Raw genomic sequence first — 21,113 nt, 5'->3', positions numbered from 1 at the left:
TGTTAAAACTTGTATACAATATGAACAAAGCATATTATAATGAAAAATAGGTATATGAATAGCTGTATGTATTTTAAGGAGGAAATTTTAAATGAATTTAGGAGACCAAAAGACAATTAACACTATCCGTATTTTGTCCGCCGAAGCCATTCAAAAAGCTAATTCAGGACATCCAGGTTTACCACTTGGTTCTGCACCAATGGCTTATACATTATGGGGCAAACATTTAGTACACAATCCACATAATCCAAAATGGGCAAATAGAGACCGCTTTGTATTATCAGCAGGTCACGGTTCAGCATTACTTTACTCTTTACTTCACGTATTTGAGTATGGCCTTACAATAGAGGACCTTCAAAACTTTAGACAAGAAGGAAGCCTTACACCAGGTCATCCAGAATACGGTCATACAGTAGGTGTAGAACTTACAACAGGACCACTTGGACAAGGGATTGCATCAGCAGTAGGTATGGCTATGGCAGAACGCCACTTAGCATCACACTTCAACAAAGAAGGTTATGACGTTGTAGACCATTATACTTATGCTTTAGTAGGTGATGGTTGTCTTATGGAAGGTATTAGCTATGAAGCTGCATCACTTGCAGGATCATTAGGTCTTGATAAATTAATCGTATTATACGATTCAAATAATATTACAATCGAAGGAAATACAGATATCGCTTTCACTGAAAATGTAAGAGCACGTTTTGAAGCACAAGGATTTGCTACATTCTTAGTAGAAGATGGTAATGATATAGAAGCCATTTCAAATGCTATTACAGCAGCAAAAGCATCTGGTAAACCAAACTTCATCGAAGTGAAAACACAAATTGGTTATGGTTGTCCTGCTAAACAAGGTAAAGCAAGTGCACACGGCGAACCTTTAGGAAATGACAACATTGCTGAAACAAGAAAATTCTTAAATCACCATGATGAAGCATTCTTCGTAGAAGACGAAGTTAAAGCAAACATCAAGGCAATCAATGAAGAAAATGCAGCTAAAGAAGCAGCATGGAATACACTATTTGAAAATTACGCTAAAGCTTACCCAGAACTTGCAAAAGAATGGGCAGCATGGCATAGCGACGAAGAAGTAAGTCTTGAAGAATTATATGCAAACTATGCAGATACTTCAAAAGCACTTGCAACTCGTCAAACATCCTATGAGATTATTAACCAAATTGCTAATAAAGTAGAGAACTTTGTAGGTGGTTCAGCTGACCTTGCACCTTCTACAAAAACATATATGGAAGGCAAAGGTGATTTCCAAAAAGATAGCTACGAAGGACGTAACCTTCACTTTGGTATCCGTGAACATGCTATGGCAGCTATCGCAAATGGTATGGCTGTACACGGTGGCATGAAAGTATACTGTTCTACATTCTTCGTATTCAGTGATTATATGAAAAACTCTATGAGACTTGCAGCACTTATGAACTTACCAGTTTCATACGTACTTACACACGATAGTATTGGTGTAGGGGAAGATGGTCCAACACACCAACCAATCGAGCAACTTGCAATGCTTCGTAGTATGCCAAACATGGTTACAATCCGTCCAGCTGATGGTAAAGAAACAGTAGCTGCTTGGGAATATGCATTAAACAGCAAAGACCATCCAGTATCACTTGTTCTTACACGCCAAAACTTACCATATCTTGCTGGTACAGGTACTAATGCAAAACGTGGTGGATACATCATTGGTGATGTAGCATCAAAAGATGCAGATATCATCCTTATTGCTACAGGTTCAGAAGTACAACTTATTGAAGCAGCAGCAAAAGAGCTTGCTAAAGAAGGCATTAAAGCAGCAGTTGTAAGTATGCCATCTACAGATTTATTCGATATGCAAGATAAAGCATACCAAGAAGAAGTACTTCCAAAAAATAAAACAAAACGTATTGCAGTAGAAGCAGCAAGCTCATTCGGCTGGCATAAATATACAGGCTTCGAAGGTGCAATCATTTCTATGGACACATTTGGTGAGTCAGCACCAGCTGATCTTATCTTCAAAAAACATGGATTTACTGTAGAAAATGTTATGAAAGTAGCTAGAGAAGTACTTGCTTAATTAAAACATTTATAAAATCAAATAAGATAAAAATGAAAGAGTGAATAAAATCCTTCCTTATAAGAAGGTTTATTCGCTCTTTTTTTATAATCTAGTAAGGTTATACTTTTCTAGGGATATAAAGGATTCAGAATAAGTATATCCACTTTTTTTTAATAGTATCTAAGAGGAGTGTTTCTTGTCACTAAAGAGAATCTAAAATTATTTAGCGAAAGAGATAGGGGGCATAGATAAATTTTTATTAAGAAAAGTTTTACTTTATAGAATAGCTATGGAGTTATTTTCTTATTTTTGATGTATAAACATAAGTGTGTTTACAATACAGATAAATTGAGTTTTATACATAGAATAAACAAGTTATTCACATGAAAATAATGGGACAAACCTATAGTAATCAAGTTATAAACAGAGTTATGCACATTATCCACAAGTTGCCTGTACACAAAACATATGTTTGGTAAAATTTATAAGAGAAAATAGAGGAATAAAAATTTAAAATTCATTAGAAAGGATTAAGGCTAGTGTTTATAAGAGATTAGAACAGATATATTGAAATTTATACTAGGATAAAGGAGGAAATAAAGAAAAAAGTTATTGACTATTCATTCATAACTGTTTATAATTATGCGTATAGTGAATGAATAATTGAATTGTGGTATAAAAATTAATTTTTGGGAGGCTTAAAAGATGAAAATAAATAAATTATTAAAAATGAGTGCAGTTGTTTTAGCAGGGATATTAAGCTTAGGAACATTTACTGGATGCAGTAAAAGTGAAGATGTGATTGTAATGGGTACAAATGCGACATTTCCTCCATTCGAAGAAATCCAAGGCAATGAAATCGTAGGATTTGATGTGGATATTAGTAAAATCATTGCAGAGAAACTCGGCAAAACACTTAAGGTAGAAGATATGGAATTTAATCAATTGCTTGGGGCTGTAGCTAGTGGAAAAGTTGATTTTGTAGCAGCAGGTATGACAGTAGATGAAGAACGTGCTAAGCAAGTAGACTTTTCAGACAACTACTTCGCATCTAAACAAGTTATTATTGTTAAAGAAGATAATGATAATATTGTAGAAGCAGAAGATTTAGTGGATAAAAAAGTAGGGGTACAACTTGGTACAACAGGAGATATTTTCGTATCAGGTTATACATCAGAAGAAAATGGCGGTACAATTGAAGTTATTCAATTTGATAAAGGTGCTTTAGCTGTAGCAGAACTTAGCCTTGGTAAAATTGATGCCGTTGTACTCGATGAAGAACCAGCTAAAAAAATTGTAGCAAACTACGAAGGTGTTAAAATTATAGAAGCACCATTCATTAATGAAAACTATGCACTTGCTGTAAAAAAAGGTAATACCGAACTCTTAGAGGATATTAATGAAATACTTGCAGAAATTCAAGCTGATGGTACTTATGATGCACTTTGTGAAAAGTACTTCGGTAAAACAGAATAAGAATAAGAATAAGAATAAGAGTATTGAACTTCACCTATAGGGGGGCATACCTATAGGTGAAGTTTTTCAGATGAGGGAGGAATTTTATGTTTAGTTATGAAACAATGATTGCGTTTTTTAATACTTTTATAGAAAGAAAGTATTACATGACCCTTTTAAGTGGTATACAAGAAACTTTACTTATGACGGCTATTGCTACAGTTATTGGTTTAATTATTGGTATTTTTGTAGCGATTATTCAAGTCTCTGAATTTCCAAGAAAACTTAAATGGTTAGAGAAAATCCTTAAAGGGATTGCTAAGCTTTATGTAGATATTATTCGTGGAACACCAGCTATTGTACAAGTAAGTTTTATTTGGCTTGTTGTATTAGCTGATGTAGTTATGGCGCGTCCTGTAGTAGGAGGAATCTCTTTTGGGATTAATAGTGGCGCCTATATGGCAGAGCTTATTCGAGCAGGTATTCAAGGTATCGATAAGGGCCAAATGGAAGCAGGACGTTCACTTGGACTTTCTTATTTTCAAACAATGAAACTTATTATTATACCACAGGCATTTAGACAAATGCTTCCAGCGCTTGTAAGTGAATTTATAGTCTTAATTAAGGAAACTGCCGTTATTGGTATGATTGGTGGACGTGATATTATGCGTGCAGGAAACATTATGATGTCAGATACAGGAAGCTTTATATGGCCAATTCTGATTGTGACTATAACATATCTTGTACTCACAAGTACCTTTACAATGATTATGCGTGTGATTGAGAAAAGAATGAATAAAGGTAGATTTTAGGGAAATATTTCCTAGGAAACTTAGAGAATGTATAAAAAGAGGTGAAATTTGTGATAGAGGTTAAAGGATTATGTAAAAGTTTCGGGGATTTAAAAGTATTAAAGGGAATTGATGACTCTATAAATAAAGGAAAAGTAGTCGTTGTTATTGGACCATCTGGTTCAGGAAAGTCTACTTACCTACGTTGTATCAACTATATGGAAGAAGCAACACAAGGTCAGATCCTTATTGACGGTGTAGATATCACAGATAAAAGTATAGATATTAATGAAATACGTCAAAAAGTAGGTATGGTATTTCAACATTTTAATCTTTTTCCACATATGACGGTATTAGAAAATATTACACTTGCTCCAATTCAAGTGAAAAAAATGAGTGAAGAAGAAGCAAAACAAATAGCATATAAACTTTTAGATAAAGTAGGGCTTAAAGAAAAGGCGAATGAATATCCTAATAAGCTTTCAGGTGGACAAAAGCAAAGGATTGCTATTGCACGTGCTTTAGCTATGAATCCAGAAGTGATGCTCTTTGATGAACCAACTTCTGCTCTTGATCCTGAGATGGTTAAAGAGGTATTAGAAGTTATTAAGGAACTTGCTCAAGAAGGGATGACCATGATGATTGTAACTCATGAAATGGGCTTCGCCAAAGAAGTAGGAACACGACTTGTTTTTATGGATGAGGGCAAAATTTTAGAACAAGGTAATCCTAAGGAAGTCTTTGAAAATCCTAAGGAAGAGCGTACGAAACTCTTTTTAAGTAAAGTATTGTAATAGTTTTGACATAAGTATAAATACTCCTGAAAAGCTTGATAAAGGTGTGTAATTTGATTAAAATAGGATTACTTAACAATTATGTAATACATTTTAATAATCACATAATAATATAAGCCCGAGGAGATTACACATGAAACAACAACTTATGAAGAAAGCTTTTTTAGGATTACTGATGATGCAAAGCGTGCCTATTTTTGCTAACGTATTTGCAGTTGTACAAGATAAAGGCGCAGTAGCTTATTGCAATGAAGCACGTGCTATTTATGAAATCAGCAAAGGAAGCAATCTACGAGTAGTGGACCTCCAAGAGGAAAAGGATACTTATAGAATTGATATAGAAGGCCAGATAGCGGAAATTGATAAAAACCTTCTACATATTAGAAAAGTCATAGCACCTGTTACAGTAGAAGGAACTAAGGTAAGGAAGGAACCTTCGCCAAATGCACAGTTAGTAGAAGAGCTTGTAGTAGGGGAGGTTGTTAGTGTACTTTATCAATCAGGGAATTGGTACAATGTAGTATTATCAGATCAAACTGAAGGATTTATTTATAAAGATCAGTTAAAGGATACGAGTTTAAAGCTTCTTCCAGTTAAAGAGTTTAAAACTCAAAAAGTAGAAGTACTAAATTGGGCTACGGCAAACCAAGTAATGCCAAGAGGGAGCGTAGCTACTATTTTAGATGTATATACAGGCAAGAGATTCAAAATCAAGCGTACCTTTGGCACAAACCATGCAGATGTGGAGGCGCTGACAAAGGCAGATACACAAGTTATTAAGGGGATATGGGGTGGCTTTAGTTGGGAAAGACGTCCAGTTATTGTAGAGTTTAATGGACGCTATTTAGCAGCATCACTTGCTGGTATGCCACATGCAGGGGACTCCTTAAATGAGATTAAGGGGAATGGTATGAATGGTGTTATAGACTTACACTTTAGGGGGAGTAAAAGACATAAAGAGGGTAATATTGCAGCAGTAGTAGACCCACAACATCAAGCAGCAATTAATGTTGCAGCAAAGTATGTGTATAAATAGAATAGAAATTTAAGAAAAAGAGTGTCATCCATGAATACAGTCATGGATGACACTCTTTTTGCAGGGAAATAGAGTTAATTCCCTAATGTAAAGGCACCATTAGTCAGTACAAAATCATCTTTAATACCGTCTGTTAGATAGACTTTGGAGTCTTTAGTAATAAAGATGGCATCTATATTAGGAAGTGACTTAACAAACTCAAGCCCTTCTTCAAGACCTTTAGAGAAAACTGCTGTTGAAAGAGCATCTCCATCTATAGAAGTTTCACTAATAATAGTCACACCGGCAATTTCGTTGTCGAAAGGATACCCTGTAGAAGGGTCTAAAATATGGTGGTATTTTTTTCCGTCAGCCTCTAAGTAGCGCTCATATATACCAGAAGTAACGACAGATTGATTAGCAATAGGTATATAGCCTACTGTATTATTACGGCTTTCGAAAGGATCTTGAATACCTACTTTCCATAAAGAGCCATCTACTTTAGTACCAAGTGCATAAATATTACCACCTAAATCAATAAGTGCATGCTCAACACCTTTACTTTTAAGAAGAGTGGCAAGGCTATCAGCTGTATAGCCTTTTGCAATTCCGCCAAGGTCAAGTTGCATACCTGGTGTTTGAAGATAGATTGTTTTAGCCTCTTCATCTAAATCTATTTGTTTATAATTTATAAGTGGCAGCACATTTTGAATCTCATCGTTAGAAGGCACACGAGCTTCAGGAAGACCAATGTTCCAAAGCTTTACAAGAGGCCCCACAGATACATCAAAAGAGCCATCTGTAAGTTCACTGTAGTAGTATCCTTTTTGTACAATATCAAAGAGTACCTCATTGACAGGATGAGGGGTTGTACCCGCAGAGGCATTAAGTTCTGTTAGAAGAGTGCTATCTTTATTAAGACTTAATTCATTTTCAAGAAGTTTCACCCGTTCGAAGGCTTCATCTAAAATAGTTTCATCTTGGTGGTCAAAGAGAGAAACACTTACAGTCGTACCCATTAAAACTTCAGTACGTCTAAGTGGATCTGAGGGGGATGTTTTTTTGGAGCCATTAGGGCCTAATCCACACCCTGTAAAAATCATTAAAGTTAAACAGCACATGAATAGGCCGAAGCGTTTTTTAAAATTACACATAAAAAGTAATCTCCTTTCACATTTACTATAGCATACCCTAAATGTTAGAAGTAGGCTATGGGATAAAAATAAAAAGGATGTTCGGAAAACCGAACACCCCATTTAATAAAAGTTATTATTCAGCTGGAGCAGCAAGTACTAATACTTCTGTATTACCTGCTTGCATTTGTTCCATAAGTGCTGTTGTGAAAGTAACAAATTCTTCAGAAGAACTTGTTGCACCTGTTACAGCATCAACTTTAGTTGGATCTTGAGAAGCGATTAAGCTTTCTGCTAAAGCAACTTTGAATTCAGCTGGATTTGTACCTGCTTTTTCTTTCATGCTTGTATTGTAGCCTTCATCTTCTGATTTTAAAGCACCATCAGCATTGATGTAGTCAAAGTTTACTTCTGTCATTTGTCCATCAGCAACTGTTACTTCTACGAATGCTTTCCAGCCACGTGAATCTTCTTTATCGTATTCAGCTCTGTATGTTCCATCTTGTAAGCCAGTAGCTTCAGTGTTTTTGTCTGTCTCAGCTGGTGTAGTTGCTTCAGATTGAGCTGGAGCCTCTTCTTTTGAAGAACAAGCAGTAAGAGCTCCAATTGCAAGTACAGATGCACAGATTAAAGCTAAAAGTTTTTTCATTTTCATTTTTTTTCTCCTCTTATACATGAGTAAAATTTAAAATGTACTTTGTTAAAAAGCACTCACTTATTTTAGAGATTATATATGAATAAAAAATAAATAAAAAATTAATAAATTATTAATGGGTAAAATATAATTTTTACTATATAGTAAAATAAGTCATAATTAATAAAAGAAATTGATGGAAAATGATTAAAAACTATAGATAAAAAATTAATTATAAGTTAAAATAAAAATAACATAAATTAGTTTTTTAATATAAAATGTTAATTTTTAAACTAGACATTAATAGGTATTTTGTGTAATATATGGTAGTTAAAGAATCAAAATATATATAAGCTAGAAAAGGAGACAAGATATGGCAGCAAAGAATATTGTAATCTTAGGTGCAGGCTATGCTGGTGTACACGCAGCGAAGAAACTCGCTAAGAAGTACAAAAAAAATAATGATGTAACGATTACAATCATTGATAAAAATCCATACCACACACTTATGACAGAGCTTCATGAAGTAGCAGGTGGACGTGTTCCAGAAGAATCTGTTAAGTTAGATCTTCATAAAATTTTCCATAGAACTAAAGTGAATGTAGTTGTAGATTACATTGAAAATGTTGATTTAGAGAAGCAAGTTGTTAAAACAACACATGGTACATATGCATATTCATACTTAATGGTAGGTCTTGGTAGCGAGCCAGAATACTTTGGCGTGCCAGGTGTTAAAGAACATGGCTTTAGCTTATGGTCATTAGATGATGCGCTCACAATTCGCGAGCACATTAAAGAGCAATTCAAAAAAGCATCTTTAGAAAGAGATGAAAAAAGAAGAAAAGAACTTCTTACTTTCATTGTAGCAGGTGCTGGATTTACTGGTATCGAAATGGCAGGGGAGCTTTTAGAATGGAAAGACACACTTGCAGCAAAATACCATGTAGATGTAGAAGAAGTAAAAGTATATGTTGTAGAAGCAGCAGGCTCTATTTTAAATATGCTTGATCAACAGCAAGCAGCAAAAGCAGAAAAATACATGACAAAACATAAAATTGAAGTCATGAAAAATGCTCCAATTACAGAAGTAACAGCAGAAGGTATCACACTTAAAGATGGTAGAAAAATTGCTACACATACACTTATTTGGACATGTGGAATCCAATGTGCTGAAAGTGCAGTAGCTCTTGATGCACCAAAAACACGTGCAAATCGTCTTAAAGCAAATGAATATATGCAAGCAGAAGGTTACGAAAATGTATATGTAATAGGTGACTGTGCATATAATGATGAAAATGGCAACTGTACAAACCCTCAAATTGTAGAAGCTGCAGAACAAACAGCTGCAACAGCTGCTAAAAACATCATTGCTTCTATTGATAATAAAGAAAAATCAAAATTCAAAGGTAACTACCATGGGTTCATGGTATCTATTGGTGGACGTTATGGCGTAGCTAACCTTTCAGGTATTAAATTATCTGGTTTCTTTGCTATGGTTATGAAACACATTGTGAATATGTACTATTTATTTGGTGTGTTAAACGTTTACGCAGTATATCATTACTTACAACATGAATTCTTTGGAATGAAGCAAAATAGAAATATTATGCGTGGGCATATTTCTTCACTTGGTAACCGTTTATGGACTTTACCACTTAGATTCTATATCGGTATTTTATGGTTAATCGAAGGTCTTAAAAAATTAGTTGGTGAAGGCACATGGGATGCAGCATGGGATGCTCTTCTTCAAAAAGGTGAATTTGCTTTCACAATCGGTTCAGACAGCTGGATTAAAGTTGGTAATGTAAAAATGCCATTCGAGTGGCTATATGATGCTGTATCTTCAGCATCACAAGCAGGTGACGCAGCTACTACTTTTGCAGAGCCAATCCTTAAAGAAATGCCTAATTTCTATGAATCTCTTATGCAAATTTTCATTCCAAATCCAGACGTAGCAGTATTTTTCCAAACAATCGTAGTAGCTACTGAGATTGGTATTGGTCTTGCATTAATTGCTGGTTTATTTACATGGCTTGCATCAGCAGCTTCAGCATTTATGGTTATTAACTTTGTATTATCAGCAATGGCTGGTTGGGATATTTTATGGTTCTTCTTCGGAAGTATTGCTCTTATGAATGGTAGCGGACGTACATTTGGTTTAGACCATTATGTATTACCTTGGATTAATAAGGTGGTTGGTGACTTTTGGGTAGGCGGCAAAGGGCACATTTATAAAAAGTAGTTAGTAGAAAGAGGTAAAGGCATGCATATCATTTGGAATAGATATCCAGATATTAAACTAGAACTTGAAGCAATTATTGACTTGATGGATGAAAATGCAAAGTGCAAAGATAAAATAATTGAGAACTCAATTAAAGAACTTGTACATGCTAACGGAAAGATGATTAGGCCTGCCTTTACAATTATTGCAGCGCATTTTGGAGACTATGAATCAGAGAAAGTTCGTGCTTTATCTGCTGTTGTGGAGCTCTTTCACATGGCTACCCTGGTTCATGATGATGTCATTGATGATGCTAAGCTAAGACGTGGGAGAGAGACTATTCAATCTAAATATGGGAAGGAATATGCCGTATATATTGGTGATTACCTATTCTGTATTTGTTTTAAAATTCTTGCTCAGACAGCGTCACTACAAAGTATTCAGATGGATAGCAGAGCTATGTCTCGCATCTGTCTTGGAGAAATTGAACAGCTTAATTCTCGATTTGACACAGATGTTTCACTTAAAAATTATTTAAGACGTATTGCAGGTAAAACAGCAGAACTTTTCTCATTAAGTCTTTATATTGGAGCAGCTGAGAGTGGCTGTAATATGAGGTTATCTAAGAGATTCCACCGTATTGGGCATCATGTAGGGATGGCATTCCAGATTATTGATGATATTCTGGACTATAAAGGTGATGAAAAGACTGTAGGAAAAGATCAAGGTAAAGATATACGAGAAGGCGTTTATAACCTTCCTCTTATTTATGCTTTAGAGAAGAAGCCACAGGATCTTATAAATCTCTTAGAGAAAGAAGCTTATGAAGATGCAGATGTAGAACAGATTATTCAGCTAGTGAAAAATTACGAAGGCATTGAAAAAGCACAAAATCTTGCTAAAAAATATACAGATAAAGCGTATAAAGAAATTCATAAGCTTCCGGATAATCCGTATAAAGAGATTTTACTCGAAATCGTTACAATGTTATTAGAACGTTCTTATTAAAAGGCTACCCAATTGGGTAGTCTTTTTTTATGCATTTATAAGGAAGCAATACATATGGATAAAAAAATAACACATGTGACAAGACACATGTATTGTAAAAAAGTAAAATTAGTGATATATTAACACCTATATGACATTGAGGTGAGGTGCAATATGAAACGAGAAGAATATATCCAGGAGATTAAGAGGTTAAAAAAAGAAAGAGATGCGATTATTTTAGCGCATTATTATACAGATAATGATTTACAAGAAATTGCAGATTATGTAGGTGATTCTTATTATCTATCAAAAGTAGCAAGGGAGGCAAAAGAGCAAGTTATTGTTTTCTGTGGTGTAAAATTTATGGGAGAAAGTGCGAAAATCTTAAATCCACACAAAACGGTTTTATTACCAGATGATGTAGCAGACTGTCCTATGGCGCATATGGTAACACCACAGCAGATAAAACAAGTAAGACAAGAGCATGAAGACTTAGCTGTCGTATGCTATATTAACTCAACAGCGCAGATTAAAGCAGAATCTGATGTTTGTGTTACATCTGCAAATGCTTTAAATATTGTAAAAACTCTTAAACAATCTAAAATTTTCTTTGTGCCAGATCAGCATTTAGGGACTTATGTAGCATCTAAAGTGCCAGAAAAAGAATTTATTTTTAATGATGGCTATTGCCATATACATAGAAGCATTCAAAAAGAAGCAGTGCTTAGAGAAAAAGCACTTAGACCAGAAGCTCAAGTACTTGTACATCCGGAATGTCCAAGTGAAATTGTAGACTTAGCAGATTATGTAGGAAGTACAACAGGTATTATTGATTACGTAGCGAAAAGCCAAGCAGATTCTTTTATTGTATGTACGGAAATAGGTATTCTGTATGAGCTTAAAAAGAACAATCCAAATAAGAACTTCTACTTTGTAGGGGAGAAAAAAGAATGTGCAGATATGAAACGTATTACACTTAGTAAACTTTATGAAGCTTTAAGAGATATGAAGTATGAAGTTGTATTAGAAGAAGCTGAAAGAAAAGCTGCAGAAGAAGCACTTCTTGCAATGCATAGACTAGCAGATTAAGACAGATTAAACAAGGAAAAGAAGGGATAGTATGCGTGATTCATACGACATTATTATAGTAGGAACTGGAGTAGCTGGGTTATATGGGGCACTTCATTTACCAAGTGACTTAAAGATTCTTATGATAACTAAAGAAGGATTAGAAGATAGTGACTCTTATTTGGCACAAGGGGGTATTTCTACCTTAAGAAATAAAGAGGATTATGACTGTTACTTTGAAGATACTTTAAAAGCAGGTCGCTATGAAAATAATAGAGAGTCTGTTGATATTATGATTCGTGAGTCCACCAATACCATTGAAAAACTTATTGCATTAGGAGTGGAGTTTGATAAAGTAGATGGAGAACTTTCTTATACAAGGGAAGGTGCTCATCGTATTAATCGTATTTTACATCATCAAGATATAACAGGAAAAGAGATTACCTCAAAGTTAATTGAACGTGTTAAAGAGCAAGGTAATATAGAGCTTGTAACCCATGCTACTATGATAGATCTTATTACTAAAGAGAATGTATGCCAAGGTATTGTAGTATCTCACCAAGGATATATACATCCTATTTATAGCAAAAAGGTTATACTTGCAACAGGTGGTATTGGAGGTTTATTTGAAAACTCTACGAACTTTAAACATTTAACGGGAGATAGTCTGGCTATAGCTCTCAAACATCATATAGCCCTCCAAGACATTCATTATATTCAGATTCATCCTACTACACTATATAGTAAAACACAGGGTAGAAGATTCCTTATATCTGAAGCAGTAAGGGGAGAAGGAGCTCATCTTCTGAATCGTGCGGGTAAACGTTTTGTAGATGAACTTTTACCAAGAGATGTGGTAAGTGTAGCTATTTATGACCAAATGATAAAAGATGAGAGCCCTTATGTATGGCTTTCACTTATGCACTTAGGAGAAGAAAAGATTAAAAGGCGATTCCCTAATATTTATGAGCGTTGTATGGAAGAGGGATATGACCTATTAAAAGAGCCTATTCCAGTTACGCCAGCGCAGCATTATTTTATGGGGGGCATTAAGGTCGATAAGTATAGTAAGACAACAATGGACAACCTCTATGCTGTAGGGGAAACAAGCTGCAATGGTGTACATGGTCGTAATAGGCTTGCAAGTAATTCCTTGCTTGAGAGTTTAATCTTTGCCAAAAGAGCAGCGTGCCGTATAGTAGAAGAAGGACTAGGCATGCTAGATGAGTGCGTTCCTATAGATGTACAAAACTATCAGATGGATAAACTAGAAGAAGATTATAAAGCGCTAATCTTAGAAGAAATTAAAAAGAAGGATGGGGATTTTTATGATAAATGGTGTCACAATGACTATCAATGTGGATGATAAAATACGTCTAGCACTTCAGGAAGATATTACTGGTGAAGATGTAACAACAGCAGCAATTATTAGAGAAAATACACGCTCTAGAGTTCAACTGATTTGTAAAGAAGATGGCATCCTGGCAGGACTTCCAGTCTTTAAACGTACTTTTGAACTTTTAGGAGAAATTGAATTTGAGACTTTCTTTAATGAGGGAGATCATATTAAAAAAGGAGACCTTATTGCAACTGTAACAGGTGATGCAAGAATTCTTTTATCAGGTGAACGTGTGGCGCTTAATTACTTACAAAGGATGAGTGGTATTGCTACTTTAACACATAGTTTAGTAAGTGAGCTTAAAGGGAGGCCTACAAAACTTTTAGATACACGTAAAACAACACCAGGTATGCGTGTTTTTGAGAAGTATGCAGTTAAAGTTGGTGGTGGCTACAATCATCGTTTCAACTTATCAGATGGAATCCTAATCAAAGATAATCATATTGGGGCAGCTGGTGGTGTAAAAGAAGCTATACGTTTAGCAAAAGAATATGCTCCATTTGTAAGAAAGATTGAAGTAGAAGTTGAGAATCTAGAGATGTTAGAAGAAGCCTTAGAAGCAGGAGCAGATATTATCATGCTTGATAACATGTCTAATGAGATGATGAAAGAAGCGGTAAGCTTAGTAAATGGTAGAGCAGAAACGGAATGCTCTGGGAATGTTACTAAAGCGCGTCTTAAGGAGATTGCAGAAATAGGTGTAGACTATGTGTCTTGCGGAGCACTTACACATTCGGCACCTATATTAGATTTTTCACTTAAAAATTTAACTAATTTATAAAGAGAATAGAGTTTGTAGGGGATGCAATAAAATGCAAAGAAAAATGAGTAGGCTAGTAATAAGTAGCCTACTCATTTTTTAGTGCTGAATTATTTAATAAGTCCATAGCTTTTTAGTGTTTCTACTAGGAAAGCTTCATTCTGAGGTTCCATATCAATAAGTGGTAGGCGGCATTTACCTACATTCATATTCATAAGGTTCATAGCTTTTTTCACTGGTACAGGGCTTGGTTCACAGAAAAGTGCTTTAACAAGTGGAAGGGTTTTAAGTTGAAGCGCTCTTGCTTTATCGATATCACCATCGAAGAAAGCTTGACAAAGTTCGTGAGTTTCTTTTGGAATAATGTTAGCCATAACAGAGATAACCCCTTTAGCACCAAAGGCAAGGTAAGGAAGTACTAATCCATCTTCACCAGAGTAAATGCTAAAGTCTTCAGGACATAGGTTCATAAGCTCACCTACATGAGAGAAGTTACATTCTTTAATAGCTACTATATTTTCAATTTGAGCAAGTTTAGCTGTCGTTTCAGGACTCATATCAAGTACAGTACGTCCTGGTACATTATAAAGAATAATAGGAAGTTTAACAGCATGTGAAATAGCACTAAAGTGTTCATAAAGTCCTCTTTGAGAAGTTTTATTGTAGTAAGGAACTACAGATAAAAGAGCATCTACGCCAACAGCTTCTGCATAACGGCTTGTTTCAATGGAATGATGTGTGTCATTGCTGCCTGTACCTGCAATAACAGGAATACGCCCAGCTACCTTTTCAACTGTATAACGGATGGCTTCTTTATGTTCCTCAATAGGAAGTGTTGGAGATTCACCTGTTGTACCACAGATGATAATAGCATCTGTGCCTTCTGCAATATGCCATTCAATAAGTTTACCTAATTTATCAAAATCAATCCCTGTTTCATTAAATGGGGTAATAATAGCAACACCAGAACCTGTAAAAATAGGTTTTTTCATCATAAATCCTCCTTTAGAAAAGTGATCTAGTTTTATTATACTATCTAGGCTATTAATAGTATATACAGGAATTGCCTTAAGGGGGTATAAGTACTACAATATTTTTCAGTATTATCAATGCTTGTACGTGTTTTACTATTTTTTACAGTTCAGTTCTATACTAAAAGATTATACTATTTCAACCATTATTTTAGCTCTTATACTATCTAAGCACAAGAGGGGAAAAAGTGGTGCAATTAGTACACTAAGATAATAATTGATGGCAATATTTTTGATGTATAGCCAACTTTTAAATTCTTTAGCTAATGAAAATTTATTAATTAGTATTAGTGAGTAAAGCCCACTTTCGTTGATTACTGTTAATCCTCTGTTTGGAATTTCTAAGGTGGTAAATTGCCCCTTTTGAATTATTTGTTTATCTTCTGTGTCAACATGGTCAGCTATTGCACTTTTTGTATCAGCATAACCTAATGCTTCTACCACATCTTTTCATACAAAGTAAGGTTCTTGCTTTTGCAGTTAGAATCAGTCCCCTGAATTAGGGTAGTGGTTTTACTATATTCCGATTTTGACCTGGTGCACTAATTTGGTGTATCAGCTTTCTACCTAAGTTATCTATGATGCCCTGTTTTAGGGTATCATCTTCATCAACATGTATTTTACAAGATTCCCGTTTTGGGAATATGATTCTATAGTTTCTAAAATCAAGTCTTGGTTGCATCCATGGGTACACAAAGTTTGCGTATCCTTCTTATTTTTATAGAGGTGTCACTTGAGGTGACGGGGTATTGCTTGTTTGGAATATCCAAATAATGCTAAATTGTTGTGGGTGTCGCCCACGTCTTTTTTAAAGTCAATAATATCAACATTTTCCTTAAAACTTTTAATTCTAAGCCATTATGAACGACTTAAACTTTTTATTTGAACTCAAAATCAACAAAATTAGTAGTCTAGAGTAACTTACAGCTATACTTGGTGCAATTTTTCACCATGTATATGTGTAAGTCTCTTTATATATATACAGCTATATATGGTGAAATTTTTAATTAGTTATTTTACTTGCTTTAATATATCCCCATCTACTTTAATTCATATATATTGTATTGAGTTTTAGTAAGTGGGTACATATTAGCTGCTATCATCCTTTCTTTTCCCTCTATTGCTATCTATATACTATTACTATACAGAGAGACACTTAGGGAAATTTTTTAATCTAACACCGTTTACTACTGTAAGTTGGTGCAATTCCGTCCATTAAGAATGTCCCTATAGTAATAAGATTATATGTCCATCTTGTTTGGATGAATTTTTAATTTGTTAGATTATCTGCTTTAGTACTACTAATATTTCTTTTCACACAAACTTTATTATTATCCACAGTATACTAATCATTTATCATTTCAGTTGTGGACAAAAATGTCCGTAATAGCAAAACCTTATATTCTGTTACCCTCACCATGATGGTGAACCCCACCCAATCTTGAATTACATTGTTTATATTATTGTGTGCTTGATACTTGGAATTGTAACAGCCCCCGAAAGTTTCATGGTCACTTCAAAAGGTAGGAAACAAAGTAAATGAGTTAATTGAGTTTAGTATAATAAGTGATAGCAAAATCTTATATTTTAGTACCCTCGACACTATGTCGAGCCCTACAAAGTCTAGAGTTTCATAGCATGGTCTGTTACTGTAGTCCATGGATTCTTAGGATTATTAGTCGCTCTTTTTTGAGCAACCAATGCAAAGTCTTGATTTTGGTGTGTACTTGTAAGTACAGAGCAAAAACTTCTTATACACTATGCTAAAATTTTAGCATGATCTATTCTAATTTAAACTGACAAGGCAATTTGCCGACTCAGCTCAAAAAGAAAAATTGTAGGCAAGGGATTTGTTGAAAATGTAGACTACGTTGGGTTTCACAAAACTGTGAAAGCCACAGGAAGGGGAAATAAAACAACTGATGAATATATACTCACAGTAGATACTGCTAAACAGGTAAAGGTAGTTGCTGAGTATGTTGGGTTGGTAGGAAATAAGCATGGAACAAATCAATGGACAGGCAACAGTCGCCACTCCTTATCTCAAGAAGAAATAGCCTCACTTTGGGGGAATCCTTGATACTCAACGGAAAATTCCATTCAGTTCTAAGGTCGTAAAGTGCGACGTTAGGTATCCGTACAAAGGATACGTTTACTACCATCGTTAATAACGATAGTTGCATCACGAAATCGTGGTTGGTTATTAGGTAAACGACTTAAAGCCATTACATAGAAGATAACATTAACGAGGGTAAAATATCCCTTGTCGAATATGACGATAAACAATATAAACAGGTTCATCAAAAGTAGCTTGATTTCGCCACAAGTTGCGAAAGGTACTATTAAGTATTTATGAAAAGATGGGGTGACAAAATGTCACGTCCTTACAATTAACTAACTTGAGTAATTGATTTTATTGACTTTAAATCCACCCGTCACGAGATGACGAGTAAAGAAATGTATCTGATGCATGACAATAAGGCGTGGACATCACCCATACGTTGCCAATAGTGACAATGAAGTAGTTAGTAAGTTGTAATTTACAACCTACTAAAAAGAGTTAGGGTTTTCGGCAAAAGTGTCGAAAGGTGATTACATACCAGAAAGCCTATTTTACGAATTCTGTGGGAAGTAATCTTTATCTTAGAATTAAAATAAAGTGTTTTAACTAACAACTTGTTGGTTAAGACGAAAAGGTTCGGAATAATATTCCGACACTTAGAGGCGTTGCAAGTTTTGCCAGAGAATTAAAAGCTAATGGAAACAATCTTTACTTCAGGTCAAAATCGTGAAATGTGGGTTTCCCAAAATGTTGGGAAAAGGATAAGCAATCCTTATACATTAAAGGGGCAACAAGAATAATGGTTTCGCACATAACTGCAATAAAGAAGATCTAGATATAGGCTTTACTTGGAGGAACTGTTGCCAATAGTGGCAATAAGGTAGTTAGATGTGAAAGAGTTAGTCTTTTCCTTTGAGGAAGACACTAAAATATAAGATGAGAGAAGATATTATATTACCAATATAACCCAAAAATCACGTTTAAAATAAGCATTTTTTAATTTAACCTATAAATTGAAATATATATTAAAAATCTAATATTATCAATGGTTTAGAAGCATTTTTATAATAATATAAATCAGTAAAATAGTGAAAATAGGTCATTGAAATAAGAGAATATATAAGCATTTTTTAATTTAACGTATAAATAAACTAAAAAATAATAAGATACATGAATATAAAATTCTAGTTTTACACACTATAGGTTTATTAAGTTAATGACATAGGAGGAATTATAATGGAAGGGATTAAATATGGACATGTTTATGTAGCAAGACATTTTTATCTTGAGGAAAATGTATACAAAATAGGTTATACAAATGGGAGCGTAGAAGAAAGAATGAATCAACTTTCTACAACAGGAGTACCTTCGAAATTTTATACAGTGCTAGAAAGATTAGTACCAAATGCAAAAAAAATAGAAGAGAAAGTGCATAAAAAATTTGAGAAACAGAGATGTAGTGATAATAGAGAATTTTTTCAATGTGATAGTATAGAGATAATGAATTATTTGAATGAAATAATAACAGAAATATGGACTAGATTTTTCGATGAACATTTTGTTTTTTTGCAAGAGGGTGCTTTGAATCTAACTGATGATTATAAAAAGGAACTTATAAAACAATTAGTTCTTGAATTAGTAACGAATAATAGTATTCCTAATCAGTCTCTAAGTAATAAAATAAGATTTTTAGATGAAATTATTTTAATGGAGTATCATTATTTTATAAGAGACAATAGAGTGTATTTTGCGCCAATAGTAATAGATATGGGAAGTCAAGGCGAAGTAGTTGATTATATGAGTACAGTAAAAAAGATGTATAATATATAAAGTTAATCTAGTATGAATTTAGAGTCAATAAAAAATAATGTTCTTAAAAGGATGCATTCTTATATGTATCCTTTTTATGCAATAAAATATCCTATGGCTAAAAACAACTATACCTCTAGCCATAATCCTACATACCCTATCCTTAAAAATAGCTATGATAAATTAATCCACAAAATTAAATATAAAAATATAAACTATCCACAGTATCAAAATAAGATCAACCTATTAAAGAAGTTGTAGGTTTTGTCTGATTATATCTTTATAAAATTATTCGGAATAGGGTACACTATATGTCTTAGTAATGGAGGAAGTAAAATGTATGAGGATATGATAAGTGAATTATTGGGATCTACTATCTTTATTAGGGAGATTAGTATTGGAGCTAGAAACTTATACGCAATAATATTGTCTGATTTCTTTTATAAAGAAGTTCGAAAAGATAAAGAAGGACTATACATTCAATTAAATAGAAATAGGGTAGCAGAAGAACTGAATGTGTGTGTTGCTACGGAAAGAAAATATATAAAAGAACTTCAGGATGAAGGATTCGTAAAATATGTAAGGGTTGGCAACAAAATTTATCTAAAAGATAGGACAATATTAGCTTTAGTAGAAAAGTTAAGATGGGTGTTTATTGAAGACTAGGTGGGGACTCCTAGTCTTTTTGTTTGTAATTTTTTTATGTAGATATTATCGGTGTACTGAATATAGTCATATTCGAAATCTCGTTATATATTTTGATAATCAGAAGGTTAAATATTCTTATAAAAACTTTATAAATAAAAATATACTATGTGTGGGGAAGATAAGCAAAAAAATAAGACCGACCATTATTCCTGGTCAGTCCTATGTTTCATTATATCACCTATCTCACAATTAAGAGCATCACATATCTTGTCTAGTACGGAGAATTTAATAGAATCTGTTTCGTTATTGGCGAACTTTTTAAGGGTTTGCCATGTTGAACCAGTTTCTTTACTAAGCCAATACAAAGTTTTATCTTGTTTCTCTAGAATTTCATTTAGAAATACTTTCATTAATATCACCTCTAACTATATTATACCAAATATATAAGGTTAGTAGTATAGTGTGTTGAAAATATATTTTTTAAAATATATAATCTTTGAGGATGTATAGTATTGACAGTATATATTTTTGGAGATATACTAATGCTATAAACAAACTACTAGAAGCGAGGTGAAAATAATATGCTACAATACGTTACAATGCCTATTGAAATTTTAGAATTACCTAATCTGAATATCCAAGAAAAATTTATCCTATCATTAGCTAAAACACTTACTCAAGGGTGTTTCCTATCAAATAGCCAAATCGCATCTATGTTAGGTATTAGTAAAGGTAGAGTCAGCCATATTATTTCAAAACTTGTTAAAGAAGGTTACTTAGATATAACACTAGAATATAAGCCTAATTCAAAAGAAGTAGCTAAACGTACAATTACATTTAAACAATCTGTTCAACAAGTTGTAGAAGCTGTAAAAGAAGTAGCTAAAAAAGTATCTCAAAAAGCTAAACAACTTAAACAGGATTACGTTACTACTAAGGCTACAGTAGGTACTCAACAAGTAGATCAAGTAACTTTTGCACCTAGAATGTATAACAGACAACCAGCTAATAACAAGACTAAATTTACGACAACGTATTCACATAATTGGGACATGGAAGAGTTGTTGCGAAGGGAAGAAGAATATATTGAAAAATTATATGGAGACGATAGGGGATAAGAGTATGGTTAAGAAATGATGCTAGAATAAAAATTGGACACATAGAATGGAGATTTGAGTTATAATAGAAATAACTATAATGAACGAGGTGTCCTAAAACAATGGCTAAGAGATATGACAAAGAATTTAAACTTC

19 protein-coding genes are annotated in these 21,113 nt (G+C 33.9%); 14 read left to right on the top strand and 5 right to left on the bottom strand.

What is annotated here, in order from left to right; translation table 11 throughout:
- Nucleotides 1-91: 91 nt before the first annotated feature.
- From tkt to H8718_RS08720, 5 genes are all read left to right on the top strand, one after another.
- The gene (gene tkt, locus H8718_RS08740; protein ID WP_249332619.1) at nucleotides 92-2,071 is read left to right on the top strand and encodes a transketolase; all 1,980 of its coding nucleotides are present in this window, start codon (nucleotides 92-94) and stop codon (nucleotides 2,069-2,071) included.
- Between the two features lie 687 nt (nucleotides 2,072-2,758).
- On the top strand, nucleotides 2,759-3,529 hold the full coding sequence (locus H8718_RS08735; protein WP_177670797.1) for a basic amino acid ABC transporter substrate-binding protein: 771 nt from the start codon (nucleotides 2,759-2,761) through the stop codon (nucleotides 3,527-3,529).
- Between the two features lie 86 nt (nucleotides 3,530-3,615).
- Complete coding sequence (locus H8718_RS08730) at nucleotides 3,616-4,320, top strand: amino acid ABC transporter permease (RefSeq protein ID WP_249332618.1); 705 nt, start codon at nucleotides 3,616-3,618, stop codon at nucleotides 4,318-4,320.
- 50 nt (nucleotides 4,321-4,370) lie between these two features.
- Complete coding sequence (locus tag H8718_RS08725) at nucleotides 4,371-5,093, top strand: amino acid ABC transporter ATP-binding protein (protein WP_249332617.1); 723 nt, start codon at nucleotides 4,371-4,373, stop codon at nucleotides 5,091-5,093.
- Nucleotides 5,094-5,226: 133 nt separating this feature from the next.
- Nucleotides 5,227-6,129 carry an SH3 domain-containing protein gene (locus H8718_RS08720; protein WP_249332616.1) on the top strand — a complete coding sequence of 301 codons (903 nt, stop codon included), beginning with the start codon at nucleotides 5,227-5,229 and terminating at the stop codon, nucleotides 6,127-6,129.
- A gap of 74 nt (nucleotides 6,130-6,203) precedes the next feature.
- Here H8718_RS08720 and H8718_RS08715 read toward each other — a convergent pair whose 3' ends face one another.
- On the bottom strand, nucleotides 6,204-7,262 hold the full coding sequence (locus H8718_RS08715; RefSeq protein WP_249332615.1) for an FAD:protein FMN transferase: 1,059 nt from the start codon (nucleotides 7,260-7,262) through the stop codon (nucleotides 6,204-6,206).
- Between the two features lie 115 nt (nucleotides 7,263-7,377).
- On the bottom strand, nucleotides 7,378-7,896 hold the full coding sequence (locus H8718_RS08710) for an FMN-binding protein (RefSeq protein ID WP_249332614.1): 519 nt from the start codon (nucleotides 7,894-7,896) through the stop codon (nucleotides 7,378-7,380).
- Nucleotides 7,897-8,248: 352 nt separating this feature from the next.
- Here H8718_RS08710 and H8718_RS08705 point away from each other — a divergent pair, with 352 nt between their 5' ends.
- The 5 genes from H8718_RS08705 (at nucleotide 8,249) to nadC (ending at nucleotide 14,331) form a co-directional block, all read left to right on the top strand.
- Nucleotides 8,249-10,117 carry an FAD-dependent oxidoreductase gene (locus tag H8718_RS08705; RefSeq protein ID WP_249332613.1) on the top strand — a complete coding sequence of 623 codons (1,869 nt, stop codon included), beginning with the start codon at nucleotides 8,249-8,251 and terminating at the stop codon, nucleotides 10,115-10,117.
- 21 nt (nucleotides 10,118-10,138) lie between these two features.
- The gene (locus tag H8718_RS08700; protein WP_249332612.1) at nucleotides 10,139-11,104 is read left to right on the top strand and encodes a polyprenyl synthetase family protein; all 966 of its coding nucleotides are present in this window, start codon (nucleotides 10,139-10,141) and stop codon (nucleotides 11,102-11,104) included.
- Between the two features lie 153 nt (nucleotides 11,105-11,257).
- Entirely contained in the window at nucleotides 11,258-12,172 is a 915-nt protein-coding gene (gene nadA / locus H8718_RS08695; RefSeq protein WP_249332611.1) for a quinolinate synthase NadA, read from the top strand.
- Between the two features lie 31 nt (nucleotides 12,173-12,203).
- Nucleotides 12,204-13,517, top strand: coding sequence for an L-aspartate oxidase (locus tag H8718_RS08690; RefSeq protein WP_249332610.1), 1,314 nt, complete (start codon nucleotides 12,204-12,206; stop codon nucleotides 13,515-13,517).
- Nucleotides 13,483-14,331 carry a carboxylating nicotinate-nucleotide diphosphorylase gene (nadC, locus tag H8718_RS08685; RefSeq protein ID WP_334299082.1) on the top strand — a complete coding sequence of 283 codons (849 nt, stop codon included), beginning with the start codon at nucleotides 13,483-13,485 and terminating at the stop codon, nucleotides 14,329-14,331. The genes H8718_RS08690 and nadC overlap by 35 nt, the downstream gene beginning before the upstream one ends.
- Nucleotides 14,332-14,420: 89 nt before the next feature.
- Here nadC and dapA read toward each other — a convergent pair whose 3' ends face one another.
- Nucleotides 14,421-15,302 carry a 4-hydroxy-tetrahydrodipicolinate synthase gene (dapA, locus tag H8718_RS08680; protein WP_249332608.1) on the bottom strand — a complete coding sequence of 294 codons (882 nt, stop codon included), beginning with the start codon at nucleotides 15,300-15,302 and terminating at the stop codon, nucleotides 14,421-14,423.
- A gap of 168 nt (nucleotides 15,303-15,470) precedes the next feature.
- Nucleotides 15,471-15,785: a BRO family protein gene (locus H8718_RS08675; RefSeq protein ID WP_249332607.1), complete on the bottom strand. Its 315-nt coding sequence runs from the start codon at nucleotides 15,783-15,785 to the stop codon at nucleotides 15,471-15,473.
- Between the two features lie 1,363 nt (nucleotides 15,786-17,148).
- Between H8718_RS08675 and H8718_RS21065 the strand changes: the two genes are divergently transcribed.
- The 3 genes from H8718_RS21065 (at nucleotide 17,149) to H8718_RS08665 (ending at nucleotide 19,878) form a co-directional block, all read left to right on the top strand.
- Nucleotides 17,149-17,421 (top strand): antA/AntB antirepressor family protein, encoded by a 273-nt coding sequence (locus H8718_RS21065; protein ID WP_408646576.1) that lies wholly within the window; start codon nucleotides 17,149-17,151, stop codon nucleotides 17,419-17,421.
- A 1,218-nt stretch (nucleotides 17,422-18,639) separates the two neighbouring features.
- Nucleotides 18,640-19,233, top strand: coding sequence for a GIY-YIG nuclease family protein (locus H8718_RS08670; RefSeq protein ID WP_249332606.1), 594 nt, complete (start codon nucleotides 18,640-18,642; stop codon nucleotides 19,231-19,233).
- A gap of 315 nt (nucleotides 19,234-19,548) precedes the next feature.
- On the top strand, nucleotides 19,549-19,878 hold the full coding sequence (locus H8718_RS08665) for a hypothetical protein (protein WP_249332605.1): 330 nt from the start codon (nucleotides 19,549-19,551) through the stop codon (nucleotides 19,876-19,878).
- Nucleotides 19,879-20,063: 185 nt separating this feature from the next.
- Here the strand turns inward: H8718_RS08665 and H8718_RS08660 are convergent, their stop codons facing one another.
- A complete protein-coding gene (locus H8718_RS08660) occupies nucleotides 20,064-20,270 on the bottom strand; it encodes a helix-turn-helix domain-containing protein (protein ID WP_249332604.1) in 207 nt (68 codons plus the stop codon).
- A 171-nt stretch (nucleotides 20,271-20,441) separates the two neighbouring features.
- Here H8718_RS08660 and H8718_RS08655 point away from each other — a divergent pair, with 171 nt between their 5' ends.
- Nucleotides 20,442-20,978, top strand: a complete 537-nt coding sequence (locus H8718_RS08655) for a winged helix-turn-helix transcriptional regulator (protein WP_249332603.1) — start codon at nucleotides 20,442-20,444, stop codon at nucleotides 20,976-20,978.
- Nucleotides 20,979-21,113 lie beyond the last annotated feature (135 nt).

Source organism: Zhenhengia yiwuensis (assembly GCF_014384995.1).
GTDB lineage: Bacteria > Bacillota > Clostridia > Lachnospirales > Cellulosilyticaceae > Zhenhengia > Zhenhengia yiwuensis.
The sequence above is the reverse complement of the archived record's forward strand: the minus strand, read 5'-3'. Positions and strand labels throughout refer to the sequence as shown.

Excerpts from the sequence above, each read along its gene's own strand:
- tkt (WP_249332619.1), top strand. The coding sequence starts at position 92 with ATGAATTTAGGAGACCAAAAGACAATTAACACTATCCGTATTTTGTCC.
- H8718_RS08735 (WP_177670797.1), top strand. The coding sequence starts at position 2,759 with ATGAAAATAAATAAATTATTAAAAATGAGTGCAGTTGTTTTAGCAGGG.
- H8718_RS08730 (WP_249332618.1), top strand. The coding sequence starts at position 3,616 with ATGTTTAGTTATGAAACAATGATTGCGTTTTTTAATACTTTTATAGAA.
- H8718_RS08720 (WP_249332616.1), top strand. The coding sequence starts at position 5,227 with ATGAAACAACAACTTATGAAGAAAGCTTTTTTAGGATTACTGATGATG.
- H8718_RS08715 (WP_249332615.1), bottom strand. The coding sequence starts at position 7,262 with ATGTGTAATTTTAAAAAACGCTTCGGCCTATTCATGTGCTGTTTAACT.
- H8718_RS08710 (WP_249332614.1), bottom strand. The coding sequence starts at position 7,896 with ATGAAAATGAAAAAACTTTTAGCTTTAATCTGTGCATCTGTACTTGCA.
- H8718_RS08705 (WP_249332613.1), top strand. The coding sequence starts at position 8,249 with ATGGCAGCAAAGAATATTGTAATCTTAGGTGCAGGCTATGCTGGTGTA.
- H8718_RS08700 (WP_249332612.1), top strand. The coding sequence starts at position 10,139 with ATGCATATCATTTGGAATAGATATCCAGATATTAAACTAGAACTTGAA.
- nadA (WP_249332611.1), top strand. The coding sequence starts at position 11,258 with ATGAAACGAGAAGAATATATCCAGGAGATTAAGAGGTTAAAAAAAGAA.
- H8718_RS08690 (WP_249332610.1), top strand. The coding sequence starts at position 12,204 with ATGCGTGATTCATACGACATTATTATAGTAGGAACTGGAGTAGCTGGG.
- dapA (WP_249332608.1), bottom strand. The coding sequence starts at position 15,302 with ATGAAAAAACCTATTTTTACAGGTTCTGGTGTTGCTATTATTACCCCA.
- H8718_RS08670 (WP_249332606.1), top strand. The coding sequence starts at position 18,640 with ATGGAAGGGATTAAATATGGACATGTTTATGTAGCAAGACATTTTTAT.
- H8718_RS08665 (WP_249332605.1), top strand. The coding sequence starts at position 19,549 with ATGTATGAGGATATGATAAGTGAATTATTGGGATCTACTATCTTTATT.
- H8718_RS08660 (WP_249332604.1), bottom strand. The coding sequence starts at position 20,270 with ATGAAAGTATTTCTAAATGAAATTCTAGAGAAACAAGATAAAACTTTG.
- H8718_RS08655 (WP_249332603.1), top strand. The coding sequence starts at position 20,442 with ATGCTACAATACGTTACAATGCCTATTGAAATTTTAGAATTACCTAAT.